Source organism: Streptomyces radicis (assembly GCF_003626575.1).
Taxonomy (GTDB): domain Bacteria; phylum Actinomycetota; class Actinomycetes; order Streptomycetales; family Streptomycetaceae; genus Streptomyces; species Streptomyces radicis.
In genome coordinates, this window is record NZ_RBDY01000003.1 from 1 (window position 1) to 14,150 (window position 14,150).

Here is a 14,150-nt window from a genome sequence, read left to right on the forward strand (position 1 = left end):
TCCCGCCTGGCCGCGTTGCCGAATCGCGCGAGTACGGCTGAGTACGAGCTGCGATCCGGCGCCTTGCCAGGCGGGCGCCATCCGCCGCTCGCTGATCCACCGGGAATTATCAGACAGGCCCTAGCCCGAGCGCGGGCGGACCAGGCCCGTTTCGTAGGCGAGGACGACCAGCTGGGCGCGGTCGCGGGCGTCGAGCTTGGTCAGCAGGCGGTTGATGTGGGTCTTGACCGTGAGGGGGCTGACGGAGAGGCGCTCGGCGATCTGGTCGTTGGACAGGCCGCCCGCGACCTCCACCAGCACCTCGCGCTCCCGCGCGGTGAGCACGTCGAGGGCGCCCGCGTCGAGCTCCGCGCCGTCGCCGTTCCCCTGGGAGGCGAGGAACGTGGCGATCAGCCCCCGGGTCGCCGAAGGGGAGAGCAGCGCCTCGCCCGCGGCCACGAGCCTGATCGCGTGGAGCAGCTCCTCGGGCTCGGCGCCCTTGCCGAGGAAGCCGGAGGCCCCGGCGCGCAACGCCTCGATCACGTAGTCGTCGGACTCGAAGGTGGTGAGGATGACGACCTTCACGCCCCCGAGGTCCGGGTCGGCGCCGATGGCGCGCGTGGCGGCGAGGCCGTCCATGCCGGGCATGCGGATGTCCATCAGGACGACGTCGGCGCCCGCGTCCCTGATGACCTTCAACGCCTCGGCGCCGTCCGACGCCTCCCCCGTCACGGTCATGGCGGGGTCGGACTCCACCAGCACCCGGAACGCGCTGCGCAGCAGCGCCTGGTCGTCGACCAGGACCACCCGGATCACAGGCACCTCCCGCGCGCGGCGGTGATCCGGGCCGCGGCCTCCGGCTCCGCGGGCCGCGGCGTCCTGAGCGGCAGCGTGACCCGCACCCTGAACCCACCGCCCGGCACGGGCCCCGCCTCGCACGTGCCGCTGAGCGCGGCGGCGCGCTCGCGCATCCCGGTCAGCCCGTGGCCGCTGCCCAGCTTCTCGCCCTCGGCCTCGGGGGCCTCGCCCGGCGGCCCGTCGTCGTCCACGGTGATGTCGAGGCCGGGGTCCGCGGCGACGCCCCCGCGGACGATGCGCACCCGGGCGACGGCCTCGGGTCCCGCGTGCTTGTGGACGTTGGTCAACGCCTCCTGCACCACGCGGTAGGCGGCCAGGTCGACGGCCGACGGCAGCGGCTCGTGGGCGGCGGGCGCGTGCACGCTCACGTCCATCCCCGCCTTGGCGAACCCGTCGACCAGCTCGTCGAGCACCGCGAGGCCGCGGACCGGCTCGGTCGGCGCGATCGGCTCGTCCTGCTGGCGCAGCAGCCCGACGGTCGTCTGGAGCTCGCCGAGCGCGCGCCTGCTCGCCTGCCTGATGTGGGCCAGCGCCTCCTTGGCCTGGTCGGGGCGCGTGTCCATGACGTGCGACGCGACGCCCGCCTGCACGTTGACCAGGGCGATGTGGTGGGCGACCACGTCGTGCAGCTCACGGGCGATCCGCATCCGCTCGTCGGCCACCCGGCGCCGGGCCTCCTCGTCGCGCGTGCGCTCGGCGCGCTCGGCCCGCTCCCTGATGGCGTCGACGACGGCGCGGCGGCTGCGCAAGGCCTCGCCCGCCGCGGCGGCCAGGCCCGTCCAGGCGAAGACGCCGAGGTTTTCCGCCTGGTACCAGGGCTGGGCGCCGAGCACCATGGCGGCGGGCGTGAAGACCACGGTGGTCGCCAGGCCCACACGCCACGTGGTGGGCCGGTCGGTGGTGTAGCCGACCGTGAAGAGGGCCACCACCAGGAGGATCAGCACCGAGGGGTGGCGCTCCTGGGGCACGTGCGAGAAGTAGCCGAGGATCATCTCGGTCAGCGAGACGCAGCTGACGACGAACAGCACCGGCATCGGGAACCTGCGGCGCAGCACCAGCGCGCCACAGCCCACGAGCAGCAGCACCAGGCTGTGGACGGGCAGGTCCCGCTTGCCGAAGCCCGGGCCGCCGTCGGGGGGCTTGGCCACGGTGACGAAGGCGCACAGCGTCGCGAAGAGGACCCCCGTCGCGATGAGCGCGTCGAACGCGAGCGGATGGGCCATGAGCCACCGCCACGCGTTGGCCCTCTGCTGAGGCTTCACATCACCCTCATCGTCCGGATCCGGCCGTCGTCCGGATCAGTCCGGGATCAGCCCGTCCTCGGTGAGCATCGCGCGCACCTCGGCGATGGACGCCTCGGGGGCGGGAAGGATCAGCTCCGACGGCTCGAGCGAGTCGTCCGGCAGCGCGGCACCCATGGTCCTGACGGCGTCGAGCAGGGCGGCGAGGGTGCGGCGGAAGCCCTCGGTGTCCCCTGACTCCACCTCGGCCATCAGCTCGTCGTCGAGCTCGTTGAGGGCGGGGAAGTGGCTGTCGTCCAGCCTGACCTGTCCCTCCCCCATGATCCGTACGATCACGATGCCCTCCAGCCGCGCGTCAGCCGCGCCGTCCCGTCACTGCTTGTCGAACTTGGGCGATTCCCGGCGCTGCTCCCCCAGATCCTGCTGGTCCTGCGCGCCGCTCCCCGCGGCGCCGCCCTCGATGGCCTGGCGCCCCGCGGAGCTGCCGCCCGCGAGCTCGGCCTTCATCCGCTCCAGCTCGAACTCTACGTCGGCGTTCCCCGAGATCCGGTCCAGCTCCGCGGTGAGGTCGTCCTTCGAGGCGCCGGTGGGGTCGTCGAGGGCGCCGGAGGCCAGCAGCTCGTCGATCGCGCCCGCACGGGCCTGGAGCTGCGCCGTCTTGTCCTCGGCGCGCTGGATGGCCATGCCGACGTCGCCCATCTCCTCGGAGATGCCGGAGAACGCCTCGCCGATCCTGGTCTGGGCCTGGGCCGCGGTGTAGGTGGCCTTGATCGTCTCCTTGCGGGTGCGGAACGCGTCCACCTTCGCCTGGAGCCGCTGGGCCGCCAGGGTGAGCTTCGTCTCCTCGGACTGGAGCGTCTCGTGCTGCTGCTGGAGGTCGGAGATCTGCTGCTGGAGCGAGGCGCGGCGGGTCAGCGCCTCGCGCGCCAGGTCCTCCCTGCCGAGGGCGAGGGCCTTCTTGCCCTGCTCCTCGAGGCGCGAGGACTGCCCGTTCAGCTGGTTGAGCTGGAGCTCGAGGCGCTTGCGCGACGTGGCCACGTCCGCGACGCCGCGGCGGACCTTCTGAAGCAGCTCGAGCTGCTTCTGGTAGGAGTAGTCGAGCGTCTCGCGTGGGTCCTCGGCCCGGTCGAGCGCCTTGTTGGCCTTAGCGCGGAAGATCATCCCCATCCGCTTCATGACACCGCTCATGGGTCTCGCGCGCCCCCTTCATGACGGACTCGAACCTCGGGCAACTGTGCTGCTGATCCCCTACTACCCTACGGGGCCCCCATCCATTAGCGCACCGCTCACGCCTGAATGGCTCCTCCCCGAGGACGATCACGGAACGCGGCGTCTCACGCCTGAGGAGTACCCGCGGGTTCGGCGGGCTCGGGGAAGGGGCCGTTGCACGATCGTTTTCGCACGACCAGGAGGGGTGGCCGCCGGGAGAACGTAGGCTGGGGGTGTGTTCCGTAGCCGTTCGAAAGACGATGCCGCCCCCCCTCCCGTCGACGAGGAGCCCAGGGGGCGCGACCCGCAGGCGCCGAAGGGGCGTCCCACGCCCAAGCGCAGCGAGGCCGAGGCCCTGCGGCGCGCGGTGGTCAAGCCGCCCACGAGCCGCAAGGAGGCGTCCAAGCGCGCCAGGGAGGCCAGGCGGGCCGCGCTGACCAAGCAGCGCGAGGCCCTGCTCTCCGGCGACGAGCGGCACCTGCCCTCGCGCGACCGCGGCCCGGTGCGCCGTTACGCCAGGGACTTCGTGGACGCCAAGTTCCATGTGGCGGAGTTCTTCCTGCCGATCGCCGTGGTCATCCTGATCATGAGCATGTTGCCGTCGATCCAGGCGAGGAACATCGCGCTGCTCCTGTGGCTCGTCGTCATCGTGATGATCGTCTTCGACTCGATCCTGATGACCCGGCGCCTGAAGAAGCGGCTGCGCGCCAAGTACCCCGACGAGAGCCTGCGCGGCGCGTCGGCTTACGCCCTGATGCGCACGATGCAGATGCGGCGGATGCGCCTGCCGAAGCCGCAGATCAAGCGCGGCGAGGAGCCTCGTTAGCCGTCGCTCGTCGGACGTCGGCCGCCTCGGTCCGCCACCCCTCGAACGGCGTGGCGGGGCATCCCTGATGGCCGGGGGCCCGCGGTCAGAATGCGGTCATGGTCCGCAGTTCTGCTTCCGGTGCCGTTCTCGTGTCCGCCGCCGCGCTGCTCGCCGCGGGGACGGGGTGTACGTCGGGTGGGTCGGGCGGCCGTGAGGCGCCGATCCCCGTCGTGAGCGACGACCTCCAGGAGACCTACCAGGACGTGGTCAACGACGTGCTGCCCTCGGTCGTGCAGATCACCACCGATGACGGCCTCGGCTCGGGCGTCGTGTACGACGGCGAAGGGCACATCGTGACCAACGCGCACGTCGTCGGCGAGGGCGAGTCGTTCGACGTGCTGCTCGCCACCGGGCGGAAGGCGCAGCGCGCCGACCTCGTCGCGTCCTACCCCGAGCAGGACCTCGCGGTGATCGGGCTGCGGGACGTGCCGGACCAGCTGCGGCCCGCGACGTTCGGGGACTCGTCGAGGGTGGAGATCGGGCAGATCGTGCTGGCCATGGGCAACCCCCTCGGCCTGTCGTCGAGCGTCACTCAGGGCATCGTCTCGGCCGTGGGCCGCTCGGTGAGCGAGGGCGAGGGGCAGGCCACGCTTGGCGACATGGTGCAGACCTCGGCGGCGATCAACCCGGGGAACAGCGGGGGCGCGCTGGTCAACCTGTCGGGCCACGTCATCGGCATCCCGACGCTCGCCGCGCGCGACCCGGGCCTCGGGGGCGGGCAGGCACCGGGGATCGGGTTCGCGATCCCGGCCTCGACGGTGACGTTCCTCGTGGACCAGCTGATCGAGCACGGCGAGGTGCGGGACTCCGGGCGCGCGGCGCTCGGCGTCACCGTGCGGACGGTGCTCGGCGACGGGTTCGAGCCGTCGGGCGCGGCGATCGTGGACGTGAACGACGACGGGCCCGCCGCACGCGCGGGGCTGCGCCCCGGCGACGTGATCGTGCGGGTCGCGGGCGAGCGGGTCACCGACGTGGTCTCGCTCTCCGAGGCGCTGGCGGCGCACGGGCCAGGCGACGAGATCGAGGTGACGTTCGAGCGGGACGGGTCGCGGGAGAGCGCGCGGGTCGAGCTGGGTGAGGCGTGAACGCGCCCGCGCCGCACGCCGGGGGGCGCGCGGCGCGGGTCTCAGGGGGCGCGGGGCGCTCAGCCCTCCGTGGCGACGTGCAGGCTCATGGGTCCGTAGATCTTCACGCCGTCCTCGAACAGGCTGACCTGGTCCACGCCCTCGGTCAGCAGCTCGGGCCAGATCTCGCCGATCCAGGACTCCGCGTCGCCCTGGGTGCCGAAGTCGCCGGGGGCCTGCGCCGGCTCGGTCGTCGTGCCGTCGGCCTTCTCGAACCGCCACTCCCACGCCATGCGAAGCCTCCGCTTCCTGCCGACTGATCCCGGTCCGAACGCTGCCGGACTCCCCGTCAGGGCCTGTCCGCCCGACTGACTGATGGCCCGACAGCCTGATCGCAGACTAAATCACGGCGGGCGCCGACGCGCACCACCGCGCGCGGGTCCTGGCGCCGCCCGGCGGGTGATCGGCGGGGGCCGACGCGCGCCCCCCGCGGGCGCCGGGGAGAGGATCGGGGGGTGGATGTCACCCTGCTCGGCACCGGCGCGCCCGCCGGACTCCCGCGCCCCGGTTGTCCCTGCGCCGCGTGCGCCCGCGCACTCGGTGACGAGGTGCGCACGGCCACCGCATTGATGGTCGACGGGGCGCTTCTGCTCGATCTCACGCCGGGGCTCGCGCTCGCTGCCGCCCGCGCGCGGGAGTCACTGCACGGCGTGCGGCAGGTGCTGCTGAGCCACCCGCACGACGGCCCTGCCGTCGCGCTGCCGCCCGAACTCCCCGCGCCCGTACGGCTGCCCGAGGGGCGCGAGCTGACGCTGCTCTCGGGCCACCGGGTGCTCGCGGTCGCGGTGGACGCGCCCGGCACGGGCTACGCGGTCACCGGGCCCGACGGCGCGACGCTGCTGTACCTGCCGCCGGGCGCGGCCCCGGCGGGCGGGCCCGTGGCGGGCGGCCCGTTCGACGTGTGCCTGCTCGACGTGGCGGGGCGGCCCGACGCGCTGGCGCTGCTGCGCGCCACGGGCGCCGCGTCGCTGACCACCGACGTGGTGGCCGTTCACCTGGACCACGGCGTGCAACCCGGCGCGGAGGCGCGGAGGCGGTTGGCCGCGGCGGGCGCGCGCGCCCTGCCGGACGGCGCGACGCTGACCGCGGGCGAAGTGCGGCACGTGCCCGATGTGCCCCGGCGCACGCTGGTGTTGGGGGGCGCGCGGTCGGGGAAGTCCGCCGAGGCGGAGCGCAGGCTCGCGGCGTTCCCCGACGTGGTCTATGCCGCGACCGGCGGCCCGCGGGCGGGCGACGCCGAGTGGGCGGAGCGGGTCGCGGCCCACCGGGGGCGCCGCCCGCCCGGCTGGAGGACGGTCGAGACATGCGACCTGGAGCCGCTGCTCGCCGAGGACGAGGGGCCGCCGCTGCTGATCGACTGCCTCGCGCTGTGGCTGACCGACGCGATGGACCGCGTGGCCGCGTGGGACGACGCGGCGTGGCGGGGCGGCGGCGCCCGCGCGCTGGCGGAGCGCACGGGGGCGCTCGCGGCGGCGTTCCGCGCCACGCGCCGCACGGTCGTGGCGGTGAGCAACGAGGCGGGCTCGGGCGTCGTGCCCGCGACCGCGTCGGGGCGCCGGTTCCGCGACGAGCTGGGCCGCCTCAACGCGGCGGTGGCGGCCGAGTGCGAACACGTCCTGCTCGCCGTCGCCGGGACCGTGTCGACGCTGCGCTGACCCGAGCTCAACGCCCGGCGGTGCGGCGGGAGGCGCGCGGTACGCTCGTGCGCATGAGTGACGGCGGTCTCAGCCTCGACGACTTCGGCGACCTCATCGAGCGCCCCAGTGTCCGCATCCGGCGCAGGGCGGAGGAGCGCAGGGCCCGCACGGGTCTCGCGCCCAAGGCGCTCGGCCGCCTCGACGACCTCGGCGCGTGGCTGGCCGCCGCGCAGGGCAGGGTGCCGGTGGCGCCGATCGAACGCCCGAGGGCCGTGCTGTTCGCGGGCGACCACGGCATCGCCCACCTCGGCGTCTCCGCCCGCGCGGCGGGGACCGCGAGCGCGCTGGTGCGCGACGCGTTGGAGGGCGCGAGCCCCGCGGCGGTGCTGGCCCGGCAGGCGGGGGTGCCGCTGCGCGTCGTGGACCTGTCGCTCGACTGCCCGGCCGACGAGCTGCCTGACGAGGTGGCCCGCCACCGGGTGCGGCGCGGCTCGGGCCGCCTCGACGTCGAGGACGCGCTGACCGCGGCGGAGGCCGAACGCGCCTTCCGCACGGGCATGGCCCTGGCCGACGAGGAGGCGGACGCGGGCACGGACCTCGTGGTCCTGGGCGACATCTCCGTGGGCGGCACGACGGCGGCCGGTGTGCTGATCGCCGCGATGTGCGGCACGGACGCGTCGGTCGTCACGGGCCGGGGCGGCGTCCGCATCGACGACCTGACGTGGATGCGGAAGTGCGGGGCCATCAGGGACGGGCTGCGCCGCGCGCGCCCGGTGCTCGGCGACCAGCTCAAGCTGCTCGCCACGGTCGCGGGCGCGGACCTGACGGCGATGACGGGCTTCCTGTTGCAGTGCGCGGTGCGGCGAACGCCTGTGCTGCTCGACGGCGTGGTGTCGGCCGCCTGCGCGCTGGTCGGCCAGCGGATCGCGTTCCGGGCCCCCGACTGGTGGCTGACGGGCCAGGCCAGCGGCGAGCCGGGCCAGGCGAAGGCCCTCGACAGGATGGCGAGCGAGCCGCTGCTCGACCACGGCATCACGGTCGGCGAGGGCACGGGCGGCCTGCTGGCCCTCCCGCTCCTCCGCGCGGCGGCGGCCCTGGCCGCGGAGCTCCCCGAACTCCCGGCCCCGACCCCACCCGAAGAGCCCTCCACGGCGGAGCCGACGGCGGAGGAAGCGGTGGCGGAGGCGACCTGACGCTGCGCCGGGCGCTGCGCTGGCCCGCACGTTGTGGCTGAGCGGCACTGTCAACGGTCCGGCCGTGGCACGCAGGGAACGTCGCGGCTCCGCCGCGGGCCGCGTAACGCTGCGCTGCCCGCGTACGACTGGCGGCTTCTCGACGCGCTGGCGTATGTGCCCGATGCGGGGCGGGTTGCCACGTCGTGGCGTGCTCTGGGCGGGTGGCGCGGCGGTTGGAGGGGTATGTCGGGGGGCTGTTGGGGCTGCGGGGCTGTTGAGTGGAGGGCGGCTACGGGCTGGACGTCCTCCCGTTCGCCGTCTGCCGGGGTGCTTGTTTCGTGGGGGTGCGGGTTACTGAGGGCACCTACGGGGGGAGGGGTGTCGGGTGTGCGGCCGTCTCGGTCACCGGTCGGTTTCGTTGTGGGCTGGGGCCGTTCGCCGAACGGGCGCGGCCGCGTCCCTCGTTGGCGGCCGTTTTCCCGGTGGTCGGTTGCGGTGGCGCGTTCCCTTCGGGCCTGCCCTGGCCGCCGCTCTCGTCGTTCACCGCGCGCACGTTGAGCTGATGGAGCGGGCCGGTCCGGGGCGAGGGCGCGCGTCGTTCAGCGGCCCCGCTGAGCTTTATGCCCCGCTTACGCGGGGAGGCGTGCTCTTCTGAAACAGGGCACACTTTGTGTTGAACAGAACGTGCGCCGTTTGAAAAGAGCATCCGCCCCGGCATAAGCCGCGGATAAGCACCGGCCCGCTACATCAGCTCAACGGACGCCAGGAATGAAAACGCTTCGGGCGGCCAGGGCAGGCCCGAAGGGTGCGCGCTACCTTAAGCGACCACCGGCACAACGGCCGCCAACTACCCTTCGCGGCCGCGCCCGTTCGGCGAACGGTCCCAGCCCACAGCGAGACCTGCCGTTTACCGGGACGGCCGCACACCCGACACCCCTCCCCCCGTAGGTGCCCTCAGTAACCTGCACCCCCACGAAACAAGCACCCCGGCAGGCGGCGAACGGGAGGACGTCCAGCCCGTAGCCGCCCCGCAAACACCCCCACCACCCCGCGCACGCGCCGCCCGGAGTGGGCGCGGTCGCGGCGTTCCAGGGCGGCGGCGAGCGCGGCGAGGAACAGCGCACCGGTCGCCATCGCGGCGCCGACGAGTGCCCCCGCACGTCGCGGCTGAGGCGGCACCGTCAACGGCCCTGGCGCGGTCGCCCCTTGCGGCTCCGCCGCGCAGCGTCACCGTGGCGGATCATCGTCAGGGATGCCGCCGAGGATCTGGTCCAGCCAGCGGCGGGGGCGGCCCCACAGGGCGTCGTGTCCGCGCGTCCTGCGCTCCGCCCGCGCCCGCGTCCTCGGGAAGTGGGGGTACAGCAGCTTCGCCCACGGCGAGCCCGTGCGGGCCAGGCGCAGGGCGCCGACCAGGGCCACCGGGGGCAGGAACACCCCGAGCACCGCCACCCACAGCTTGCCCTTGGCCAGGCTGACGAGCACCAGCAGGAGGTTCAGCAGCACCGAGAGGAGCAGCCCGCCGCGGCCGAGGCGCTGGCCGGGTGTCAGGTCGTTGACGCCGAAAGGGACCACCCCGGTCAGCAGGATCCCGACCAGCGCCGTCGTGATCACCACGACCTCGACGCTCTTGCGGCCCTGCTCGGTCCAGTAGACGTCGTGCAGGTAGAGGATCAGCGCGAACTCGTCGAGCACGAGCCCCGCCCCCACGCCGAACACCACCCCCATCGCCGCCGCCGTCCACCCGCCGCCGCGCGAGGCCACCGTGCCGAAGCCGCCCACGCACATCAGCACCACGCCGGGCACCACGTGGTGCACATGCGCGTCGCCCGCCGAGATGTCGTGGAACGGGCCGCGCCCCGCGCGGATCAGGCGCGTGATGACGCGGACCACCGCGAAGGTGATCACGAACGCCGCCAGCGCGAGCAGCAGCGGCAGCTTGCCCGGCTCGATGATGTTGCGGTGCCACCAGTCGCCCATGGCACCCCAGGGTCCGGCGCTACCCTGCCCGTCCATGAACGCCACGCCGCCCCCGCCCCCGCCTCCCCTCCCACCGGGCCCGCCGCGCGCCTCCGTGGGCGACGGGGTCCGTTTCGCGTTCGCCCTGCTCACGGTCGTTCCCGTGGGCCGCCCGCGCTGGGACCCGGCCGCCGCGCGGGCCGGGATGCTGTGCGCGCCGCTGGCCGGGCTCGCGATCGGCCTGGCCGCGGCTGCGGTCTGCGGGCTGCTCCTCGCGCTCGACGCGGGGCCGCTGGTGACGGGCGTGCTCACGGTCGCCGCGCTCGCCGCGCTCAGCAGGGGCCTGCACCTGGACGGGCTCGCCGATGTGGCGGACGGGCTCGGCAGCGGGCGGCGGGGCGCGGAGGCGCTGGAGATCATGAAACGGTCCGACATCGGCCCGTTCGGCGTCGCCGTCCTCGTGCTGACGCTCCTGGCCCAGGTGGCCGCGGTGGCCGAGCTCGCGGGCCGCGGTGGGGCGAGGGCGTGCGTCGCCGTCGCGCTGGCGGGGCTGGTCTCGCGCACGGCGCTGACGTGGGCCTGCCGGGCCGGGGTGCCCGCCGCGCGGCCGGAAGGGCTCGGTGCGGCGGTGGCCGGGTCCGTTCCGCGCGCGGGGGCGCTCGGCGTGGCCGGGGCCGCGCTCGTGGCCTGCTGCCTGGCCGGGGCGCTCGCGTGGGAACGCCCGGGCGCGGGCGCCGTCGCGGGCGTGGCCGCCGCCGTGCTGGCGCTGAGCGCGGGCGAGGGGCTGCTCGCGCGCTGCCGCGCCCGGTTCGGCGGGGTCACCGGGGACGTGCTCGGCGCTGTCACCGAGGTCACGGCCGCGGTGGCCCTGCTCGTGCTGACCGTCGCCGCTCACTGAGCGCGATCGGCGTAGTCTGCTGCGGGATTGCCGGTGGAGCCGCACAGCCAGACATCCAGCGACGTGGAACGACGAAGACAGAAACGGACATATTCACCGTGACAGCACTGATCCTCAGCAACCTGCCCGCGACCACGGTGCCCGCGGACGCCGTGGTCATCGGCATCGCCAAGGGCGACTCCGGGCCGCTGCTCGCGCCGGGCTCGCCCTCGGCCGAGGCCGTCGCCGCGGCGTTCGGCGGGGGGCTGACCGACACGCTGGCCACCCTGGGCGCCAAGGGCGGTGAGGACGAGATCACGCGCGTCCCCGCCCCCGCGGGCTGGGCCGTTCCGCTGCTGGTCGCCGTGGGGCTCGGAGAGGAGCCGGAGGACGGGTACGACGCGGAGGCGCTGCGCCGCGCGGCGGGCGCGGCGGCGCGGGCGCTCGCGGGCGCGGGCCACGCGTCGTTCGCGCTCCCCGTGGCGGGCGCGGCCGATGTCGCGGCCGTCGCGGAGGGCGCGCTGCTCGGCGCGTACGCGTTCACCGCCTTCCGCGGCCGCGGGAACACCAGCACGTCGAGCACGCCGCTCGCCCGGGTCACGGTGCTCGACGCCGACGCGGGCGACGAGGCGCACGCCGCGGCGGCCGAGCGCGCCCTGGTCGTCGCCGAGGAGGTCGCCAGGGCCAGGGACCTCATCAACACCCCGCCCAACGCCCTCTCCCCCGCCGACTTCGCCGCGGTCGTGGAGGCCGCGGCCCCCGAGTACGGGGTGACCTTCGAGGTGCTCGACGACCGGCAGCTCACCGAGGGCGGGTACGGCGGCATCATGGGCGTCGGGCAGGGCTCGGCGACCCCGCCGCGGCTGGTGCGGGTGGCGTACACGCACCCCGACGCCGAGGCGACGCTCGCGCTCGTCGGCAAGGGCATCACCTACGACTCCGGCGGCCTCTCCCTCAAGCCGGTCGGGCACAACGAGACGATGAAGTGCGACATGAGCGGCGCCGCCGCCGTGTTCTCCGCCGTGGTGGCCGCCGCGCGCCTCGGCCTCGCGGTCAACGTCACCGGCTGGCTCGCCCTCGCCGAGAACATGCCGTCGGGGGCCGCGGTCCGCCCCGGCGACGTGCTGACGATGTACAGCGGCAAGACCGTCGAGGTGCTCAACACCGACGCCGAGGGCCGCCTCGTGATGGCCGACGCCCTCGCGCGGGCGTGCGAGGAGTCGCCCGACGCCCTGGTGGACGTGGCGACGCTCACGGGCGCGATGGTGGTGGCGCTCGGCAAGCGCACGTTCGGCGTGCTGGGCAACGACGACGGCTTCCGCGAGCTGGTGCACGAGACCGCGGGGCAGGCCGGGGAGCGGTCCTGGCAGCTGCCGATGCCCGACGAGCTGGGCGAGGGCCTGAAGTCGTCGGTCGCGGACATCGCGAACGTCGGCGACCGCATGGGCGGCGGGCTCTCCGCGGCGATCTTCCTCCAGGAGTTCGTGACCGGGGGCACACCCTGGGCGCACCTGGACATCGCGGGCCCGGCGTTCCACGAGGGCGCCGCGTACGGCTACACCCCCAAGGGCGGGACCGGGTCGGGCGTCAGGACGCTGATCAGGCTCGCCGAGCGGGTCGCGGACGGCGACCTCGACGGGTGAGAGCCGGTCAGCCCCGGAGAACCGGCGGGACACGGCAGCGTGCGAAGATGGGTTTCCGGCAGGACAGGGCCAGGCTCAACCACCCAGACGAGCCACACGAGCCGCGTGACCAGCGGCGTACACCCGACCGTCGGCCGGTCACCGTCGACCGGCCCGGCGAACCCCATCCTTGGAGGAACGTGACGTGGCGAACGACGCCAGCACCGTTTTCGACCTAGTGATCCTCGGCGGCGGCAGCGGCGGTTACGCCGCCGCCCTGCGAGCCTCGCAGCTGGGCCTGGACGTCGCCCTCATCGAGAAGAACAAGCTGGGCGGCACCTGTCTGCACAACGGCTGTATCCCCACGAAGGCCCTGCTGCACGCCGGCGAGATCGCCGACGCGGCGCGCGAGGGCGCGGAGTTCGGGGTGCGCAGCACCTTCGACGGCATCGACATCGCGGGGGTCCAGAAGTACAAGGACGGCGTGGTCCAGGGCCTGTACAAGGGGCTCCAGGGCCTGGTCGCCTCCCGCAAGATCACCTATGTGGAAGGCGAGGGCCGCCTGTCCTCGCCGACCTCGGTGGACGTGAACGGCCAGCGCTACACCGGCCGTCACATAGTGCTCGCCACAGGGTCCGTGCCCCGGTCGCTGCCGGGCCTGACCATCGACGGCGACCGGATCATCTCCTCGGACCACGCGCTGGTCCTCGACCGGGTGCCCAAGTCCGCGATCGTGCTCGGCGGCGGCGTCATCGGCGTCGAGTTCGCCTCGGTGTGGAAGTCGTTCGGCGCCGACGTGACCATCGTCGAGGGCCTGCCGCACCTGGTGCCGGTCGAGGACGAGAACAGCTCGAAGCTCCTCGAGCGCGCCTTCCGCAAGCGCGGCATCGCCTTCTCGCTCGGCTCCTTCTTCAAGGGCGCCGAGTACACCGACGACGGGGTGCGGGTCACCCTGGAGAACGGCAAGACGTTCGAGGCGGAGGTGCTGCTCGTCGCCATCGGCCGCGGCCCGGTCTCCCAGGGCCTTGGCTACGAGGAGGCCGGGGTCGCCATGGACCGCGGCTTCGTGCCGGTGGACGAGTACTGCCGGACCAACGTGCCGACGATCTCCGCCGTCGGCGACCTGATCCCCACGCTCCAGCTGGCGCACGTCGGCTTCGCCGAGGGCATCCTGGTCGCCGAGCGCCTCGCGGGCCTGTCGCCCGTGCCGATCGACTACGACGGTGTGCCGCGCGTCACCTACTGCCACCCCGAGGTGGCCTCGGTCGGTGTCACGGAGGCGCGGGCCAAGGAGCTGTACGGGGCCGACCAGGTCGTCACGCTCAAGTACAACCTCGCCGGGAACGGCAAGAGCAAGATCCTCAAGACGGCGGGCGAGATCAAGCTCGTGCGCGTCAGGGACGGCGCGGTGGTCGGTGTCCACATGGTCGGGGACCGGCTGGGCGAGCAGGTCGGGGAGGCGCAGCTCATCTACAACTGGGAGGCGCTGCCCGCCGAGGTGGCCCAGCTGATCCACGCCCACCCGACGCAGAACGAGGCGCTCGGCGAGGCCCATCTGGCCCTGGCCGGCAAGCCGTTGCACTCCCACGACTGACCCTGGCCGC

General features: G+C 74.2%; 13 protein-coding genes. 7 read left to right on the forward strand and 6 right to left on the reverse strand.

All coding sequences use genetic code 11. The features are described from left to right. Window positions 1-120: 120 nt before the first annotated feature. The 4 genes from D7318_RS05575 to D7318_RS05590 form a co-directional block, all read right to left on the reverse strand. A complete protein-coding gene (locus tag D7318_RS05575; RefSeq protein WP_120695748.1) occupies window positions 121-795 on the reverse strand; it encodes a response regulator in 675 nt (224 codons plus the stop codon). After that, complete coding sequence (locus D7318_RS05580) at window positions 792-2,060, reverse strand: sensor histidine kinase (RefSeq protein WP_120696075.1); 1,269 nt, start codon at window positions 2,058-2,060, stop codon at window positions 792-794. The genes D7318_RS05575 and D7318_RS05580 overlap by 4 nt, the downstream gene beginning before the upstream one ends. A gap of 75 nt (window positions 2,061-2,135) precedes the next feature. Next, window positions 2,136-2,414, reverse strand: a complete 279-nt coding sequence (gene pspAA, locus D7318_RS05585) for a PspA-associated protein PspAA (protein WP_120695749.1) — start codon at window positions 2,412-2,414, stop codon at window positions 2,136-2,138. Window positions 2,415-2,450: 36 nt separating this feature from the next. Next, a complete protein-coding gene (locus D7318_RS05590; RefSeq protein WP_120695750.1) occupies window positions 2,451-3,266 on the reverse strand; it encodes a PspA/IM30 family protein in 816 nt (271 codons plus the stop codon). A 256-nt stretch (window positions 3,267-3,522) separates the two neighbouring features. Between D7318_RS05590 and D7318_RS05595 the strand changes: the two genes are divergently transcribed. Both D7318_RS05595 and D7318_RS05600 read left to right on the forward strand, forming a co-directional pair. Then, entirely contained in the window at window positions 3,523-4,113 is a 591-nt protein-coding gene (locus D7318_RS05595; RefSeq protein ID WP_120695751.1) for a DUF3043 domain-containing protein, read from the forward strand. Window positions 4,114-4,211: 98 nt separating this feature from the next. Further along, window positions 4,212-5,240, forward strand: coding sequence for a S1C family serine protease (locus tag D7318_RS05600; protein WP_120695752.1), 1,029 nt, complete (start codon window positions 4,212-4,214; stop codon window positions 5,238-5,240). A gap of 59 nt (window positions 5,241-5,299) precedes the next feature. On the opposite strand, the gene D7318_RS05605 is transcribed toward D7318_RS05600, so the two are convergent. Further along, entirely contained in the window at window positions 5,300-5,512 is a 213-nt protein-coding gene (locus tag D7318_RS05605; RefSeq protein ID WP_113686584.1) for a hypothetical protein, read from the reverse strand. 222 nt (window positions 5,513-5,734) lie between these two features. Here D7318_RS05605 and D7318_RS05610 point away from each other — a divergent pair, with 222 nt between their 5' ends. Next, window positions 5,735-6,934 carry a bifunctional adenosylcobinamide kinase/adenosylcobinamide-phosphate guanylyltransferase gene (locus D7318_RS05610; RefSeq protein ID WP_120695753.1) on the forward strand — a complete coding sequence of 400 codons (1,200 nt, stop codon included), beginning with the start codon at window positions 5,735-5,737 and terminating at the stop codon, window positions 6,932-6,934. A gap of 53 nt (window positions 6,935-6,987) precedes the next feature. Beyond that, window positions 6,988-8,109, forward strand: a complete 1,122-nt coding sequence (locus D7318_RS05615; protein ID WP_120695754.1) for a nicotinate-nucleotide--dimethylbenzimidazole phosphoribosyltransferase — start codon at window positions 6,988-6,990, stop codon at window positions 8,107-8,109. Window positions 8,110-9,318: 1,209 nt separating this feature from the next. Here the strand turns inward: D7318_RS05615 and D7318_RS05620 are convergent. Continuing rightward, complete coding sequence (locus D7318_RS05620; protein WP_120695755.1) at window positions 9,319-10,068, reverse strand: hypothetical protein; 750 nt, start codon at window positions 10,066-10,068, stop codon at window positions 9,319-9,321. Window positions 10,069-10,102: 34 nt separating this feature from the next. Here D7318_RS05620 and D7318_RS05625 point away from each other — a divergent pair, with 34 nt between their 5' ends. The 3 genes from D7318_RS05625 (at window position 10,103) to lpdA (ending at window position 14,140) form a co-directional block, all read left to right on the forward strand. Continuing rightward, window positions 10,103-10,945: an adenosylcobinamide-GDP ribazoletransferase gene (locus tag D7318_RS05625; protein WP_120695756.1), complete on the forward strand. Its 843-nt coding sequence runs from the start codon at window positions 10,103-10,105 to the stop codon at window positions 10,943-10,945. A gap of 98 nt (window positions 10,946-11,043) precedes the next feature. Continuing rightward, a complete protein-coding gene (locus D7318_RS05630; RefSeq protein WP_120695757.1) occupies window positions 11,044-12,567 on the forward strand; it encodes a leucyl aminopeptidase in 1,524 nt (507 codons plus the stop codon). A 184-nt stretch (window positions 12,568-12,751) separates the two neighbouring features. Continuing rightward, window positions 12,752-14,140 carry a dihydrolipoyl dehydrogenase gene (lpdA, locus tag D7318_RS05635; protein WP_120695758.1) on the forward strand — a complete coding sequence of 463 codons (1,389 nt, stop codon included), beginning with the start codon at window positions 12,752-12,754 and terminating at the stop codon, window positions 14,138-14,140. Window positions 14,141-14,150 lie beyond the last annotated feature (10 nt).